Annotated in this window: 16 protein-coding genes; 6 read left to right on the top strand and 10 right to left on the bottom strand. The window is 74.8% G+C overall.

Annotation, left to right across the window (positions count from 1 at the left end; genetic code table 11):
• Positions 1-6: 6 nt before the first annotated feature.
• Positions 7-1,002, bottom strand: coding sequence for a stage II sporulation protein M (locus JQN70_RS11815; RefSeq protein WP_204131539.1), 996 nt, complete (start codon positions 1,000-1,002; stop codon positions 7-9).
• Between the two features lie 53 nt (positions 1,003-1,055).
• On the opposite strand from JQN70_RS11815, the gene JQN70_RS11820 reads away from it, so the two are divergent.
• Positions 1,056-1,889, top strand: a complete 834-nt coding sequence (locus JQN70_RS11820; protein WP_307835939.1) for an RDD family protein — start codon at positions 1,056-1,058, stop codon at positions 1,887-1,889.
• Between the two features lie 12 nt (positions 1,890-1,901).
• On the opposite strand, the gene JQN70_RS11825 is transcribed toward JQN70_RS11820, so the two are convergent.
• The 5 genes from JQN70_RS11825 to JQN70_RS11845 form a co-directional block, all read right to left on the bottom strand.
• Entirely contained in the window at positions 1,902-2,987 is a 1,086-nt protein-coding gene (locus JQN70_RS11825) for an adenosine deaminase (RefSeq protein ID WP_204131540.1), read from the bottom strand.
• Positions 2,987-4,276: a thymidine phosphorylase gene (locus tag JQN70_RS11830; protein ID WP_204131541.1), complete on the bottom strand. Its 1,290-nt coding sequence runs from the start codon at positions 4,274-4,276 to the stop codon at positions 2,987-2,989. The genes JQN70_RS11825 and JQN70_RS11830 overlap by 1 nt, the downstream gene beginning before the upstream one ends.
• 113 nt (positions 4,277-4,389) lie before the next feature.
• A complete protein-coding gene (locus JQN70_RS11835; protein WP_204131542.1) occupies positions 4,390-4,797 on the bottom strand; it encodes a cytidine deaminase in 408 nt (135 codons plus the stop codon).
• Positions 4,794-6,011, bottom strand: coding sequence for an amidohydrolase (locus tag JQN70_RS11840; protein WP_204131543.1), 1,218 nt, complete (start codon positions 6,009-6,011; stop codon positions 4,794-4,796). The genes JQN70_RS11835 and JQN70_RS11840 overlap by 4 nt, the downstream gene beginning before the upstream one ends.
• Positions 6,012-6,075: 64 nt before the next feature.
• On the bottom strand, positions 6,076-6,567 hold the full coding sequence (locus tag JQN70_RS11845; protein WP_204131544.1) for a GbsR/MarR family transcriptional regulator: 492 nt from the start codon (positions 6,565-6,567) through the stop codon (positions 6,076-6,078).
• Positions 6,568-6,620: 53 nt separating this feature from the next.
• Between JQN70_RS11845 and JQN70_RS11850 the strand changes: the two genes are divergently transcribed.
• Together JQN70_RS11850 and JQN70_RS11855 are read left to right on the top strand one after the other, a co-directional pair.
• Positions 6,621-7,547 (top strand): ABC transporter ATP-binding protein, encoded by a 927-nt coding sequence (locus tag JQN70_RS11850; protein ID WP_204131545.1) that lies wholly within the window; start codon positions 6,621-6,623, stop codon positions 7,545-7,547.
• Positions 7,544-9,193, top strand: coding sequence for an ABC transporter permease (locus JQN70_RS11855; protein WP_204131546.1), 1,650 nt, complete (start codon positions 7,544-7,546; stop codon positions 9,191-9,193). The genes JQN70_RS11850 and JQN70_RS11855 overlap by 4 nt, the downstream gene beginning before the upstream one ends.
• Positions 9,194-9,199: 6 nt before the next feature.
• Here JQN70_RS11855 and JQN70_RS11860 read toward each other — a convergent pair whose 3' ends face one another.
• Genes JQN70_RS11860 through trpS form a run of 3 tightly spaced genes read right to left on the bottom strand, consistent with a single transcriptional unit; the run spans position 9,200 to position 11,830 of the window.
• Positions 9,200-10,276, bottom strand: coding sequence for a mannose-1-phosphate guanylyltransferase (locus tag JQN70_RS11860; protein WP_204131547.1), 1,077 nt, complete (start codon positions 10,274-10,276; stop codon positions 9,200-9,202).
• The gene (locus tag JQN70_RS11865; RefSeq protein WP_204131548.1) at positions 10,269-10,793 is read right to left on the bottom strand and encodes a 2'-5' RNA ligase family protein; all 525 of its coding nucleotides are present in this window, start codon (positions 10,791-10,793) and stop codon (positions 10,269-10,271) included. The genes JQN70_RS11860 and JQN70_RS11865 overlap by 8 nt, the downstream gene beginning before the upstream one ends.
• A gap of 11 nt (positions 10,794-10,804) precedes the next feature.
• Positions 10,805-11,830: a tryptophan--tRNA ligase gene (gene trpS / locus JQN70_RS11870; RefSeq protein ID WP_204131549.1), complete on the bottom strand. Its 1,026-nt coding sequence runs from the start codon at positions 11,828-11,830 to the stop codon at positions 10,805-10,807.
• 41 nt (positions 11,831-11,871) lie between these two features.
• On the opposite strand from trpS, the gene galK reads away from it, so the two are divergent.
• From galK to JQN70_RS11885, 3 genes are all read left to right on the top strand, one after another.
• Entirely contained in the window at positions 11,872-13,029 is a 1,158-nt protein-coding gene (galK, locus tag JQN70_RS11875; protein WP_204131550.1) for a galactokinase, read from the top strand.
• 90 nt (positions 13,030-13,119) lie between these two features.
• Entirely contained in the window at positions 13,120-14,583 is a 1,464-nt protein-coding gene (locus tag JQN70_RS11880; protein WP_204131551.1) for an HNH endonuclease signature motif containing protein, read from the top strand.
• A gap of 90 nt (positions 14,584-14,673) precedes the next feature.
• On the top strand, positions 14,674-15,261 hold the full coding sequence (locus JQN70_RS11885; RefSeq protein ID WP_307835940.1) for a pyridoxamine 5'-phosphate oxidase family protein: 588 nt from the start codon (positions 14,674-14,676) through the stop codon (positions 15,259-15,261).
• Positions 15,262-15,271: 10 nt separating this feature from the next.
• Here JQN70_RS11885 and JQN70_RS11890 read toward each other — a convergent pair whose 3' ends face one another.
• On the bottom strand, positions 15,272-16,069 hold the full coding sequence (locus JQN70_RS11890; protein WP_204131552.1) for an exodeoxyribonuclease III: 798 nt from the start codon (positions 16,067-16,069) through the stop codon (positions 15,272-15,274).
• Positions 16,070-16,071: the final 2 nt, after the last annotated feature.

The following is a 16,071-nucleotide window of genomic DNA, read 5'->3' on the forward strand; positions in this document are numbered from 1 at the left end:
CGTCCCTCACGCGGCGACGGGGAGGGCGTCCCCGGCGTCGCGTGAGGCGACGTCGCCGGTCGCGCCGCGGGCGGCCGCCGCACGGCCGACGACGAACACGTAGAGGAGGAAGGCCGTCTCGGCGGTGATGCCGATGGTGATGCGCGCCCACGTGGGCAGCCCCGAGGGCGTGACGAACCCCTCGATGACGCCGCTGACGAAGAGCACGACGACGAGCCCGAGGGCCACCCCGACGGCCGTCCGCGCCTCGCGGGCGAGCGACTGGCCGCGCGGCACCGGACCCGGGCTGATCCACGCCCAGCAGATGCGCAGACCGACGGCGCCGGCGACGAAGATCGCGGTCAGCTCGAGGAGCCCGTGCGGCAGGATCAGCCCGAAGAACAGGGCCGTCCGGTCGTGGTAGGCCATGAGGGCTCCGGAGATCCCGACGTTGAGCACGTTCTGGGCGAGGATGTAGATGACCGGCAGCCCGAGGATCCCGAGCGCGATGACCTGCGCCGACACCCACGCGTTGTTCGTCCAGACGAGCCCGGTGAAGTCGAGGTGCGCGTACTCGGAGTAGTACCGCTCGAAGTCGGTGCCGACGAAGGAGTCGATCTCCTCGGGCGTCATCCGGCTCGTCCAGACCTGCGGGTGCCGGTACGCGTACCAGCCGACGACGAACGCGACCGCGACGTTGGCCAGGGCGGTGCTCACCCACCACCAGCGCAGGCGGTAGAGCGCCGCCGGGAAGGTCGTGGTGAAGAACCCGAGCAGCGCCGTCCACGTGCCGGTGCGGCGCCCCGCCGTCGCGAGCCGGGCTCGCGCCACGAGCGAGGACAGGTGCGCGACGACGGCCGGGTCCGGGCTCGAGGACCGCACGACGGACAGGTGGGTGGAGACCCGCTGGTAGAGGTCGAGGAGCTCGTCGGCCTCCGCCCCGGTGTGCCGCCGCTGGCCGACGAGGGTCTCCAGGCGGTTCCACTGCGCCTGGTGGGCGGCCACGTAGGCGTCGAGGTCCACGGGAAGCAGCCTAGGCGACCCGCGCGGCCGGGGTCGCCGGTTAGCCTGTGCCCGTGGACAGCACCGGGGGCACCGCCTACCGCGCCTACGCCTCCGAGGACGTCGTCACCGGGGAGGGCGTGGCCGTCGAGCTGCCGGTCGCCGGCACGATGGTGCGGGCCGCCGGCGGGATCATCGACCTCGTCGTCGCCGTCGTCCTGCTCATCGCGTCCGTGTGGGGGGTCGGGTTCCTCGTCGCGGAGTCGAACGAGGCCGTCGCGACCGCCCTGTCCCTCGTCGTGGTCGTCGCCGTCACGGTCGGCGTCCCCGCCACCGTCGAGACCCTCACCCGAGGCCGCACGCTCGGCAAGCTCGCCCTCGGGTTGCGGGTCGTCCGCGACGACGGCGGGCCGATCACCGCCCGGCACGCCATCACCCGCGCCCTCGTCGGGTTCGTCGAGCTCTGGCTGCCGCCGTTCGTCGGCATCCCGGCCCTCGTCAGCTCGGTCGTCAGCTCGCGCAGCAAGCGGCTCGGCGACTACGCGGCCGGCACGTACGTCATCAGCCAGCGCTCGCGGATGCGCCTGCTGCCCCCGCCGCAGATGCCGCCGCCGCTCGCCGCGTGGGCCGTGTCCGCCGACGTCGCCGCCCTTCCCGCGGGGCTGACGGTCGCTGTGCGCCAGTTCCTCTCCCGCGCAGGCTCGCTCGTGCCCTCCTCGCGCGAGCCCCTCGGCCGCGAGCTGCTCGGCGAGGTGCTGCGCCACGTGGCGCCGGCTCCCCCGCCGGGCTTCCACGCCGAGTACGTCCTCTCGGCCGTCATCGCCGAGCGCCGCCGACGCGACACCGAGCGGCTCGCCCGCGAGGACGCCCTGCGCCGCCGGGTCGTCGGCCCCGACCCCCTGGCCTGAGGCCGCGGCCGGTCAGGCGCCGAGGGCCGCGTACCCCGGCTTGACGACGTGCTCGATGAGCTCGAGCCGCTCGTCGAAGGGCAGGAACGCCGACTTCATCGCGTTGATGGTCACCCAGCGCAGGTCCTCGAGCGTCCACCCGGCCTCGTCGACGAGCAGCTGCATCTCCCGCGACATCGAGGTGCCGCTCATCAGCCGGTTGTCGGTGTTGACCGTCACGCGGAACCGGAGCCGCTTGAGCAGCGAGATCGGGTGCGCCGCAACGGACTCGGCGGCACCGGTCTGGATGTTCGAGCTGGGGCACATCTCGAGCGGGATGCGCCGGTCGCGCACGTAGTCGGCGAGCCGGCCCAGCACCGCCACGCCGTCGTCACCGACCTGCACGTCGTCGACGATGCGCACGCCGTGGCCGAGCCGGTCGGCGCCGCACCACTGGATCGCCTCCCAGATCGACGGCAGCCCGAAGGCCTCGCCGGCGTGGATCGTGAAGTGCGCGTTCTCGCGGCGCAGGTACTCGAAGGCGTCGAGGTGCCGGGTGGGAGGGAAGCCGGCCTCGGCCCCGGCGATGTCGAAGCCGCCGACGCCGCTGTCGCGGTAGGTGACGGCCAGCTCGGCGATCTCGCGCGAGCGCGCGGCGTGCCGCATCGCGGTGAGCAGGGCCCGCATCCGGATGGGTGTCCCGGCGGCGGCCGCCTCGGCCTCCCCCTCGCGGAAGCCGGCGAGCACCGCCTCGACGACCTGCTCGAGGGACAGGCCGCCGTCGATGTGCAGCTCCGGGGCGAAGCGCGACTCGGCGTACACGACACCGTCGGCGGCGAGGTCGAGGGCGCACTCGCGGGCGACGCGGGTCAGCTGCTCCTCGGTCTGCATGACGGCGACGGTGTGCGAGAACGTCTCGAGGTAGCGCACGAGCGAGCCGGAGTCGGCGGCGTCGCGGAACCACGTGCCGAGCGCGGCGGGGTCGGTGGTCGGCAGGCCGTCGTACCCGGACGCCTCGGCGAGCTCGACGACGGTGGCCGGCCGCAGCCCGCCGTCGAGGTGGTCGTGCAGCAGGGCCTTCGGTGCGCGGCGGACGACCTCCGCGGTGGGGGCGGCCATCACGCGATCCGGTCGATGACGACGGAGCCGGCGGCGGGGCGTGACCCCTCGGGGGCGACGAACACCGCTCCCTCGAGGGCCTCCTCGGCCCGGGCGAACCGGTCGGGGGTGTCGGTGTGCAGGGTCATCATCCGCTCCCCCGCGCGCACCGTGGCGCCCGGCTTGACGTGCAGCTCGACGCCGGCGCCGGCCTGCACCGGGTCCTCCTTGCGGGCCCGGCCGGCCCCGAGGCGCCAGGCCGCGACCCCGACGGCGTAGGCGTCCATCTGGGTGATGACGCCGTCCGCCGGCGCGAGCACCTCCTGGGTGTGCTGCGCGACGGGCAGCGGGGCGTCCGGGTCGCCGCCCTGGGCCGCGATCATCCGGCGCCAGGCGTCCATCGCCCGCCCGTCGGAGAGGGCCGCGCGGACGTCCTGGCCCCCGCGCCCGGCCGCCTCGAGCATCTCCTCGGCGAGCCGGACGGTGAGCTCGACGACGTCCTCGGGCCCACCGCCGGCGAGGACCTCGACCGACTCGCGCACCTCGAGGGCGTTGCCGGCGGTGAGGCCGAGCGGGGTGGACATGTCGGTGAGCAGCGCGACCGTCGTGACGCCGGCGTCGGTGCCGAGGTCGACCATCGTGCGGGCCAGCTCGGTGGCGTCCTCGCGGGTCTTCATGAAGGCTCCGCTGCCGACCTTGACGTCGAGCACGAGCGCGCCGGTCCCCTCGGCGATCTTCTTGCTCATGATCGAGCTCGCGATGAGCGGGATGGCCTCGACCGTGCCGGTGACGTCGCGCAGGGCGTAGAGCTTCTTGTCGGCGGGGGCCAGACCCGAGCCGGCCGCGCAGATGACGGCGCCGACGTCCTCGAGCTGGCGCATCATCGCCTCGTTGGAGAGGGAGGCCTGCCAGCCGGCGACCGACTCGAGCTTGTCGAGCGTGCCGCCGGTGTGGCCGAGCCCGCGGCCGGAGAGCTGCGGCACCGCGACGCCGAAGACCGCGACGAGCGGCGCGAGCGGGAGGGTGATCTTGTCTCCCACGCCGCCGGTGGAGTGCTTGTCGGCGGTCGGGCGGGAGAGGCCCGAGAAGTCCATCCGCTCGCCGCTGGCGATCATCGCGCCGGTCCAGGTCGCGATCTCGCGGCGGGTCATCCCGTTGAGGAGGATGGCCATCGCGAGCGAGCTCATCTGCTCCTCGGCGACGACCCCGCGCGTGTAGGCGTCGACGACCCAGCGGATCTGGTCGTCGGACAGCTCGTGGCGGTCGCGCTTGGCGAGGATGACGTCGACGGCGTCGAAGGCTTCGGTCATCCGCACATCATGGCAGGGGTCCCACCCCGACCTTGTGGGGGCTGGTCCGCTCCCAGGTCCGCTCCACCGCGTGTCGGGCGGGCGGCCCCCCACAAAGTCGGGGAAGGCGGAGGTCAGGGGCGGCGGGTCTCGAGGTCCTCGGGGCCGAAGGCCTGCGGCAGCACCTCGCGCATCGTCAGCACGCCCTCCGGCGTCCGGAGCAGGGTGTCGGGGGTCCCGTTCTCCCACAGCAGCTGTCGGCACCGGCCGCACGGCATGAGGGTGTCGCCGCGGCCGTCGACGCACCACACGGCGACGAGTGTGCCGCCGCCGGTGGCGTGCAGGGTCGAGACCATCCCGCACTCGGCGCACAGCGTGACGCCGTAGCCGGCGTTCTCGACGTTGCAGCCGGAGACGACCCGGCCGTCGTCGACGAGGCCCGCGACCCCGACGGGGAAGCCGCTGTACGGGCAGTACGCGAGCGTGGTCATCCGCACCGCCTCGGCGCGCAGCGCCTCCCAGTCGACCTCGGGGGCGCTCACGCGTCACCCACCGGCGTCACGCGCCGGGCATCGAGCCCGCGGACCACCGCCGCGGTCGCGAGCAGCCGCGCCCCGAGGGCGATGGCCCGCTCGTCGACGACGAGGTCGCCCTGGTGCAGGTCGTAGGTCGGGCCCCCGGGCGTGCGGGTGCCGAGGCGCGCCATCGCCCCGGTGCAGTGGTCGAGGTACCAGGAGAAGTCCTCGCCGCCGAGCGACTGGGCCGTCGGCACCGGGGAGACCCGGCAGGCGAGCGCGGCCCGGCGCAGCGCCGAGATGCCGTCGGCGGTGTTGACCACCGGCGGGACCCCCTTGAGCCGCTCGACCTTGGCCTGCACGCCGTACGGCTGGACGACGCCGTGGACGATCTCCTCGAGCAGCGGCCCGACGGTGAGCCACGACTCGGCGTCGAGCATCCGCAGCGTGCCGCGGCACTCGCCGGTGGACGGGATGACGTTCGCGACCCGGCCGGCCTCGATCTTGCCCCAGACGAGCGCCGCGCCGGTGCGCGGGTCGAGCCGGCGCCCGAGCGCACCGGGCACGTCCGTGACGACCTTGGCGAGCGCGTAGACGAGGTCCTCGGTGAGCTGCGGGCGCGAGGTGTGCCCGCCGCGGCCGTGCAGCGTGACGGCGATCTGGTCTGCGGCGGCGGTGAGCGCCCCCTCGCGCAGGCCGACCTCGCCGACGTCGATGCTCGGGTCGCAGTGCACCGCGAAGATGCTGTCGACGCCGTCGAGCGCGCCGGCGGTGATGGCCTCGAGGGCGCCGCCGGGCATGACCTCCTCGGCGGCCTGGAAGATCGCGCGCACCGCGATGCCCCGCTCGGCGAGCGAGTCCTCGACCGCGCGCAGGGCGAGGACGGCGCCGACGAGCGCGGCGACGTGCACGTCGTGGCCGCAGGCGTGGCAGACCCCGGGCTCGGTGGAGGAGAACTCGAGGCCGGAGCGCTCGCGCACCGGCAGGGCGTCCATGTCGGCGCGCAGCGCGACGCGGTAGAGCGGTTCGGGCGCACCGAGATCGGCGAGGACGCCGGTGCCCGGCATCAGCCGGACGGCGACCCCCGCCGCGTCGAGTCGGCGGACCACGGCCTCGGTCGTGCGCGTCTCCTCGCGGGACAGCTCGGGGTGGGCGTGGAGGTCCCGCCGGAGGTCGGTGAGCTCGGGTGACAGCGAGGTGATGCGCTCGCCGAGCGCGGCGAGGAGGGCATCATCGTTCATGAGGAGGCCGAGTCTACGCCGGGCGGCCCGTGGACCACGGAGGTGTCCGCCGGACGGGAGCCGTTCAGCCGAGCCCGCGTCCGGCCTTGTAGGCGTCCCACCGCTGCGCGACGCCCGCCATCTCGCGGGAGATGAACTCGAGGAACTCGGCCGAGAGCTGCAGCCGCTCGCCGGCCCGGGTGTGTCGGCCCAGGCCGTCGCGTGCGCCCTCGAGCGCGGCGAGGATCGGCGCGTAGAGCTGGTCGGTCTGCATCATCATGTCGTGCCACGCGTCGTCGAGGGCGACGTACACGTCACGGCGGGAACCCCGTTCGCGCTCTCGCCGGATCATCCGCACCTGCGACAGGTAGCGCACCGCGCCGGAGACCGCCGCCGGGCTGATGTCGAGCAGGTCGACGAGCTGGGCAGAGGTGCGCCGCCCGTCCTCGGTGACGAGGAGGGCGGCGAAGACCCGGGCGGGCTGGAGCGGGATGCCGACCTCGGCGAGGGCGCCGCCGAGCCGCTCGACCACGTCGGCGGGAGGGTCGGGCAGGACGTCGGAGGGAGCGATGGCCACGCGGCGACATTACAACATTCACAAGATTGTGAACAAGGTGTACCGTCGAGCACGTGACCGATGCCATCACCGTCTCCGGACTCCGCAAGACCTTCGGGCGCACCGTCGCCCTGGACGGCCTCGACCTCGCCGTGCGCGAGGGCGAGGTCCACGGCTTCCTCGGGCCCAACGGGGCGGGCAAGTCGACGACCATCCGGGTGCTGCTCGGCCTGCTGCGCGCCGACGCCGGCACCGCGACCGTCCTCGGGCGCGACCCGTGGCGCGACGCCACCGACCTGCACCGCCTGCTCGCCTACGTCCCCGGCGACGTCGTGCTCTGGCCCTCCCTCTCCGGCGGCGAGACGATCGACCTGCTCGGCCGGCTGCGCGGCGGGGTCGACGAGGCCCGCCGGCGCCGTCTCGTCGAGCGCTTCGAGCTCGACGAGACGAAGAAGGGCAAGGCCTACAGCAAGGGCAACCGGCAGAAGGTCGCCCTCGTCGCCGCCCTCGCGAGCGACGTCCCGCTCCTCGTGCTCGACGAGCCGACGGCCGGCCTCGACCCGCTGATGGAGGAGGTCTTCCAGAGCGAGCTGACCGCCCTGCGCGACGACGGCCGCACCGTGCTGCTCTCGAGCCACATCCTCAGCGAGGTCGAGCGGGCCTGCGACCGCGTGAGCATCGTGCGCGCCGGACGCATCGTCGACTCCGGCAGCCTCGCCGAGCTGCGCCACCTCACCCGCACCCGGGTCCGCGCCGTCCTCGCGCGGCCGGTCGACCCCGCCACGGCCCGGGCCTGGCCCGGGGTGCACGACGTCACGGTCGACGGCGCCGAGGTGCGCTGCTCGGTCGAGGCCGACCACCTCGGCGCCCTCGTCGCCGACCTCGGCGGGCGCGGGGTCACCGGACTCACCGTCCAGCCGCCCACGCTGGAGGAGCTCTTCCTCGCCCGCTACCAGGGCACGGACGCCGACACCGCCGAGCGCGAGGCGCAGCCGGCATGACCGCGGCGACCGCTCCGACCGGGTCGCTCGCCCGCGGCGTCCCGCTCTCCACCCGGCTCACCGGGTTCTGGTCGGTGTTCCGCCTCGCGGCCCGCCGCGACCGCATCCTCGTCCCGGCCAGCGTGCTCGGGCTCGTCCTCTTCTCGGTGGGGTCGGCGCAGGCCACCCTCGCGCTCTACCCGACCGACGCGGCGGCCTCGAGCGGCCTGGCCACGGTCATCACCAACCCGTCGATCGTCGCGATGTACGGCCCGGTCCCGGCACAGACCGCCGACGCGTTCGCCGTCCTCAAGACCGTGATGCTCGGCGCCTTCCTCACCTCCGTCCTCGCCCTCGTCGTCGTCCGGCGGCACACCCGCACCGAGGAGGACGAGGGCCGCCTCGAGCTGCTCGGCTCCGGGGTCGTCGGCCGCTGGGCACCGCTGACCGCGGCCACGGCCCTCGCGGCGGCGGCCGTCGTCCTCGCCGCGGTCCTCAGCGGCGCCGGGCTGGCCGCCCTCGGGATGGACCAGGCGGGCAGCGCCTCCTTCGCGGTCGCCTGGCTGACCGCCGGGCTCGCGACGGTCGGCGTCTCCGCGGTCGTCGTGCAGCTGGCCTCGACCACGCGCGGCGCGGCGGGCCTCGGCTTCGGCTTCCTCGGGGCGATGTACGCGCTGCGGGCGATGGCCGACTCGGCCGACCCCGGCACCGTGACCCACGCCCTCGGGTGGCTCTCGCCGCTCGGCTGGGCCGGACGGGTCGAGGCCTACGGCGCCGACCGCCAGTGGGTCCTGCTGCTCGGCGTGATCGCCCTCCTCGGCGGACTGGCCGTCGCACTCGCCGTCCTCGACCGCCGCGACCTCGGCGCCGGCGTCATCCCCGCGCGCAGCGGGCCGCGCCGGGCCGGCCGCCTGCTCGCCGGGCCGGGCTCCCTCGTCGTCCGCCAGGCCCGCGGGACGATCGTCGGCTGGGGCGTGGGGATGGTCCTCGGCGGCGTGCTCGTGGGGTCGCTGCTCGGAGCCGTCGGGCAGATGGCCTCCGACCCCGGCATCCGCGACGTGCTCGAGAGCCTCGGCGGGACGATCGGCACGCTCGAGGACGTCTACGTCGCGACCGAGATCCACTTCGTCGCCGCCGCCGTGGCCGCCGCGGGCATCGCGCTCGTGCTGCGGCTCGTCGGTGCCGAGCGCTCGGGCCTCGGCGAGGTCGTCCTCGCGACGCCCACCGGACGCACCCGCTGGTTCGCCGCGCACGTCGGGCTGCCCGTCGTCCTCTCTGCCGTCCTCATGGCCCTGCTCGGCGCGGTCGTCGGGCTCGTCGGGCCCACCGTCACGCCCGACGCCCCGGGCTTCGACCCCTCGCTCGCGGCGACCGTCGCCGCGCTCCCCGCGGTGTGGCTCGTCATCGGCGTCGCCGCGCTGCTCGCCGGGGCCCTGCCCCGGTTCGCGCCGCTCACCTGGGGCGTGCTGCTCGTGACCTTCGTCGTCGCCGAGGTCGGCCCGCTGGCCGACCTGCCCGGTTGGCTGCTCGACCTCTCGCCGTTCAGCCACCTGTCGCCGCTGCCGGCGGGCGCGTTCGAGCCGCTGCCCGCGGTGGTCATGACCCTCGTGGCCGCGGTCCTGTGCGGTGCCGGCGCCCTGGCCTACCGCCGGCGCGACGTCGCCTGAGGCGCATCAGGTCAGGTCGGAGCGACCGGTCTCCTTGAGCGCGTCGACGACCCGCTTGACGTCCTGGGCGCGGGCCCGGGTCGTCACGAGGACGGCGTCCGGGGTGTCGACGACGACGACGTCGTCGAGCCCGACGACCGCCACGCGCCGCCCGCCCGAGGCGACGACGAGCCCCGAGGCATCGACGGCCGTCACGTCGTCGTCGCTGCCGAGCACGGTGAGCCCGTCGGTGTCCGGCAACAGCGCGGCGAGGCTCGCGAAGTCGCCGACGTCGTCCCACCCGAACGGGGCCGGCACGACGACGACGTGCCCCGCCGCGGCGGCGGGCTCGGCGACGGCGTGGTCGATGGCGATCTTCGTCAGGTGCGGCCACACGTCATCGAGGCGGGAGGGGTCGGCGGCGACCTCCCGAAGCCCGGCGGCGAGGTCGGGGTGCCAGCGGCCGAGCAGGTCGAGGAGGGTCGCGGCCCGGACGACGAACATCCCTGCGTTCCAGCGGTACTCGCCGGACGCGACGTACGCGGCGGCGCGCTCGGCATCCGGCTTCTCGACGAACTCGACGGCGTGGAGGGCGGTCGGGAAGCCGGCGAGCCGCTCCCCCGCGCGGATGTAGCCGAAGCCCGTCGCGGGGTGCGTCGGCTCGACGCCGAGGGTGACGAGGTGCCCGTCGCGCGCGACGTCGACGGCCTCGCGCACGGCGGCGTGGAAGGCCGCGGCGTCGGGGATGACGTGGTCGGCCGCGAAGGACCCGACGACGGCGTCCGGGTCGGTGCGCTCGACGACCGCCGCGCCGAGGCCGATGGCGGCCATCGAGTCACGCGGGCTCGGCTCGGCGAGCACGCGGTCGGCCGCGAGCCCGGGCAGCTGCCCGCGGACCGCGTCGGCGTGCGCGGCGCCGGTGACGACGACGACCCGGTCGCCGGTGAGCGGCCCGAGCCGGTCGACGGTGGCCTGGAGGAGGGTGCGGCCGCTGCCGGTGAGGTCGAGGAGGAACTTCGGGTGGCCGGCGCGGCTGAGCGGCCACAGCCGGGTGCCGGCGCCCCCGGCGGGGACGACGGCCCAGAACCCCTCGACGTCAGGCACCGGGCCCCCCACCGAGCGGGAAGGAGCGCACGACCCGCCACACGCCGTCCGGGTCGTGGTGGTACAGCTCGACGCTCGACACCGGGAAGGTGGCCCGGAAGTCGGCGAGCCCCTCGAACGCGCCGTCGAGGGCCGCGTCGTCGAGGTGGTGCGCGATGGTCACGTGCGGGTGGTACGGGAAGTCGAGGTGGCGCTCGACCGGCCCCGAGCGCACCGCCGCCTCAAGCCGCTCGCACTCGGCGATGCCCCGGGAGACCTGGACGAAGACGACGGGCGAGACCGGGCGGAAGGTGCCCGTCCCGGACAGCACCATCTCGAAGGGCGCGACCCCGGCGCAGACGTCCTCGAGGTGGGCGGCGAAGGCGCCCATCGCGTCGGGCTCGACGGCGGTCGGCGGCAGGAGGGTGACGTGCGGCGGGATGGCCGCGGCCATCGGGTCGCCGGCCTCCTCGCGCGCGGCCTGGAGCCGGGCGCCCCACGGCTCGGGGACGGTGACGGCGACACCGTGGATCGGCATGCGGACGGCCCTCAGCGCGCGGCCGGCAGGAGGCCGACGGCGTCGCGGACCCTGGCCATCGTCGCGTGGGCGACCTCGGCCGCCCGGTCGGCGCCGTCGGCGAGGATGCGGTCGAGCTCGGCGGGGTCGTGCAGCAGCTCCTTCATCCGCTCCTGGAACGGGGTGAGCGCGGCGACGACGACGTCGGCGACCTCCTTCTTGAGGTCGCCGTAGCCCTTCCCGGCGAAGGACGCGGCCACCTCCTCGACGGGGGTCCCGGAGAGCACCGAGTGGATGACGAGCAGGTTGCTGACGCCCGGCTTGGCCTCGGGGTCGTAGCGGACCTCGGCCTCGGTGTCGGTGACCGCGGACCGGATGTTCTTCGCGATGCGGGCCGGGTCCTCCATGAGGTCGATGAGGCCCTTGGGCGACGAGCCGGTCTTGCTCATCTTCGCGGTGGGGTCCTGGAGGTCCTGGATCTTCGCCGAGCCCTTGACGATGTACGGCTCGGGGACGACGAGCGTGTCGCCGAAACGGGTGTTGAACCGCTCGGCGAGGTCGCGGGTGATCTCGAGGTGCTGGCGCTGGTCCTCGCCCACCGGCACGTAGGCGGCGTCGTACATGAGGATGTCGGCGGCCATGAGCATCGGGTAGGTGAAGAGCCCGACGTTGGCGTTCTGGCCCTTGGCGGTCTTGTCCTTGAACTGCGTCATCCGGCTGGCCTCGCCGAACCCGGTGAGGCAGTTCATGACCCAGCCGAGCTCGGCGTGCGCGGTGACGTGGCTCTGGCAGAAGACGGCCGAGCGCTTCGGGTCGACCCCGCCGGCGATGAACTGGGCGGCCGTGACGCGGGTGCGCTGGCGCAGCACCTCGGGGTCGGTGGGGACGGTCAGCGCGTGGAGGTCGGCGACGAAGTAGTAGGCGTCGAAGTCGTCCTGGAGCCCCACCCAGTTGACGAGCGCACCGAGGTAGTTGCCGAGGTGGAGCGAGTCGCTCGTCGGCTGCATCCCGGACAGGATGCGGGGGCGTGCGCCATCGGGGGTGGGGTGGGTGGGCATGGCTCCATTGTGCCCTGCCGCACGTCCCTAGACTCACCGGTATGACGAGCCCCGCCGCCACCCACCGCGACGTGTTCGGCTCACCGCCGGAGGGGGTGTGGTCGGCCCCCGGGCGGGTCAACCTCATCGGTGAGCACACCGACTACAACGACGGCCTGGCCCTGCCGATCGCCCTGCCGCAGCGCACGCACGCGGCGGTCTCGGTGCGCGACGACGACCGGCTGCGGGTGCACTCGGTCCAGCTCGGCCAGACAGTGGAGGTGTCGCTGGGGTCCGTGGGGCCGGGGTCGCCGTCGGGCTGGACGGCGTACGTGGCCGGCGTCCTCTGGGCGCTGCGCGAGGACGGTCTGCCGGTGCGCGGGATGGACGTCACCGTCGACTCGGACGTGCCCGTGGGCGCGGGCCTGTCGAGCTCGGCGGCGCTCGAGTGCGCGGTCGGGGCGGCGGCGAGCGACCTCTTCGGGCTCGACCTGCTCGGGTCCGACGACGCGCGGGCGCGGCTGGCCCGGGCGTGCGTGCGGGCCGAGAACGAGGTGGCCGGGGCCGCGACCGGCGGCATGGACCAGTCGGCGGCGCTGCTGTGCCACGAGGGGTCGGCGCTGCTCCTCGACTGCCGGTCGGGCGCGACCGAGCAGGTGCCCTTCGACCTCACCGCGGCCGGGATGGTGCTGCTGGTCACCGACACCCGGGCCTCGCACGCGCTCAACGACGGCCAGTACGAGGAGCGGCGGCGGGCCTGCGAGGCGGCGGCGGCCGAGCTCGGCGTGGGGTCGCTGCGGGAGGTGTCGTCGGGTGGGCTGGAGCACGCGCTCGCGCGGCTGTCGTCGGACGAGCTGCGGACGCGGACCCGGCACGTCGTCACCGAGATCGCGCGCGTCGAGGCGACCGTGGCGGCGCTGCGGGGTGGGGACCTCGACGAGGTCGGGCGGCTGTTCCGGGCCTCGCACGCCTCGCTGCGCGACGACTACGAGGTGAGCTGCGAGGAGCTCGACGTCTCGGTCGAGGCGGCCGAGGGGGCGGGCGCGCTCGGTGCGCGGATGACCGGTGGTGGCTTCGGCGGGTCGTCCATCGCGCTGCTGCCGGAGGGGTCGGCGGGCGACGCCGAGGACGCGGTGCGGGCGGCCTTCGCGGCGCGCGGATGGACCGAGCCGGCGTGCTTCACCGTCACCGCATCCGGCCCGGCGGGTCGCGACGCCTGATCGACGGATTCGGTTCTGCCGAGGGCAAACTCGCCCAAATTCTTGTCCTCGGGACCTTGCCCCTCGGACGCGTGTTCGATAGGCTGGGGCATGGCCGGCGGCACCCTCACCCTCGCGGAGCGACGCTCCCGGCTCGAGGCTGCGCGTGAGGCCCTCGCGGGTCTCGGGGACGCGCTGGTCGAGGCAATCGGTGCCGAGCTCGCCGAGGTGCTGGGCGTCGTCGACGACGTGGCTGCGCTGGCCGGGGCGGCCCGGGTCCGGGTGGCGGTCGAGGCGGTCCGGCGCGGCGAGTGCTCCAGCGGCGAGGTCCACGGATGGGTGCGCGAGCACGCACGGTCCACGCGACAGGGCAGCGCGGGCCCCATCGCGGTGATGGCCCGCCAGGCCGTCGCGGCCGACACCGGCCTCGAGCAGCGCGACCCCGACCCCGGGTCGCCCACCGGCATCGTGTGCTCGGCCGTCGCCTCCGGCCGGCTGGCGCCGGGCACCGCCGTCGCCGTGACCCGCGAGGTCGAGCGGCTCACGCCCCTCCTCCAGCCCGCCGCCGTCCCAACCGTCACGACCGCCCTCGTCGACCTCGCGGCCCAGTGGGGCCCGTCGATGATGCGCCGCCTCCGGCCGCGCCTCCTGGCCGAGCACGGAGGGCGGGGCACGCTCGACGACCTCCACGACCGCCTCGCGCAGTCCGCCCGGCTCTCCGCGCCGCATGTCGAGTCGGGCGACCTCACCGAGTACCAGCTGTGGATGACGCCGGAGCAGGCGGCGGCGCTGGAGGCGGCCGTGGGGCCGCTCTCCGCACCCGCCCCGAACGCGGAGACCGGTGAGCGCGACCTGCGCCCGGCCGGTCAGCGTCGTGTCGAGGCCCTGACGGAGGTCTGCCGTCGGTCCAGCGCGATCGACGCCGAGGCCGCCGGCGACCCGTCCACCGCCGCCGCGGTCCTCCACGTGACGGTCGACCTCGGCGACCTCGAGCGGCGCACCGGGGCCGGCGAGGTGCTCGGCTCGACCGCCGACGGAACGCTCGTCTCCCCCGAGGCGCTGCGTCGGCTGGCCTGCGACGCGGCGCTCGTCCCGTACGTGCTCGGCACCGCGGGCGAGACCCTCGATGTCGGCCGGGTGGCCCGGCTCTTCACCCGCGCCCAGCGGCGGCTGCTCAGGCGCCGCGACCGCGGGTGCACCTTCCCCGGCTGCACCTCTCCCCCCGACCGGACCCGCGCGCACCACGTCCGGCACTGGGCCGACGGCGGGGCGTCGGACGTCACCAACGCGGCCCTCCTCTGCCAGCACCACCACACCGTCGTGCACCGCCGCCGGTTGTGGGCCACGGTGCACGAGCGACCCGACGACCGCGGCCGGTCCGTCGTGTGGGACCTCACCGACGGCTCCTACGACCGGCAGCTGGAACGGCTCAGCGCCACGACCGACGTCCGTCCACCGCCGACCCGGCTCCTCGACGCCCTCCTCGGCCCACCCTCCACCGGTCCGTTGGACGCGGAGCTCGACGCATGGTGGGCCGAGCTCACCGAGGACGACTGGGGCCCCGACGCCGCCTGACGTCCCCGCACCCTCGTGACGGTGGGGGCGCGGAAGTCGGCGCCGGACACGGATACAACCGCGTCATCGGCCGGTTTCCGCGTCATCACGGTGAGAGTCGATGTCGAGATCCGGCAGGCGGCTCCGACCCAGGGGTACAGCGGCCGACCCACCGGCCGCACCGAACGGATGGGGACGACGATGCAGCAGCACGAGATCACCGAGGTCCTGGAGCGCCCGTACAGCCGGGAGCTCCTGGCCCGCGACATCCTGCGGATGGCCTACGTCGCGCCGGACGGCACGCCGCGGACCATCCCGATCGCGTTCACCTGGACCGGGTCCCAGGTCGTCGTCTGCACGACGAAGAACTCTCCGAAGCTGGCGTCGCTACGCCGCAACCCGGCGGTCGCGCTGACCATCGACACCGAGGTGCACCCGCCGAAGATCCTCCTCGTCCGCGGTACGGTCGAGCTCGACGTCGTCGACGGCATCCCGGAGGAGTACCTGCGGATGAACGGCACGTACGACATGAGCGAGGAGCAGCGGGTGGCCTGGGAGGCCGAGGTCCGCTCGCTCTACGACGGCATGGTGCGGGTCGTCGTCACGCCCACGTGGGCCAAGCTCATCGACTTCGAGACGACCCTGCCGAGCGCCGTCGAGGAGCTCATGGCCCAGCGGGCGGCGCGCCGGGAGGCGTGACCCAGCGCACTCAGAGCGCGTAGTCGACGAGCACGGCCGCGTGGTCGCTCCAGCGCTCGGCGTAGCTGTCGGCCCGCCCGATGGAGCCCGAGACCGCCCGCTCGGCGAGAGGCGCGGTCGCCAGCTGGTAGTCGATCCGCCAGCCGGAGTCGTTGTCGAAGGCCTGCCCGCGCCACGACCACCACGAGTACGGTCCCGGGCCGGGACCGTGCAGCCGGCGGGTCACGTCGACGAGCCCGTGCTCGGCCGCCCAGCGGTCGAGGTGGGCCTGCTCGGCGGGGAGGAACCCGGCCTTGCCGCGGTTGCCCTTCCAGTTCTTGAGGTCGTCGGCCGTGTGCGCGACGTTGAGGTCGCCGGTGAGCACCGCGAGCCGCCCGTCGGCCGCCCACTCCCCCACCCGGTCGCCGACGGCGCCGAGGAAGCGCTCCTTCTCCTCCTGCCGCGGCGTCCGCGCCTCGCCGGTGTGCACGTACGCCGACGCCACCGTGACGACCTCGCCGTCGACGAGCACGTCGGCCTCGACCCAGCGGCCCTGGTCATCGAACTCCCCTGCGAGGGAGGCGCGCACGTCCTTCAGCGGATGCCGTGACAGCACCGCCACGCCGGCCCGACCCTTGGCCGAGCCCGGCGCGTGCGCCACGTGCCAGTCCCCGAACCCGCCGTCGGCGAGCGCCGACCGCAGCTGGGAGTCGTCGGCGCGCACCTCCTGGAGCGTGACGACGTCGGCGTCGCGGGCGGCGAGCCAGGCGAGGCCACCGCGGCGGGCGGCGGCACGGATGCCGTTGACGTTGGCGGAGACGAGCAGCACGA

The sequence above is a fragment of the Phycicoccus sonneratiae genome (assembly GCF_016887965.1).
Classification (GTDB): Bacteria; Actinomycetota; Actinomycetes; order Actinomycetales; family Dermatophilaceae; genus Phycicoccus; species Phycicoccus sonneratiae.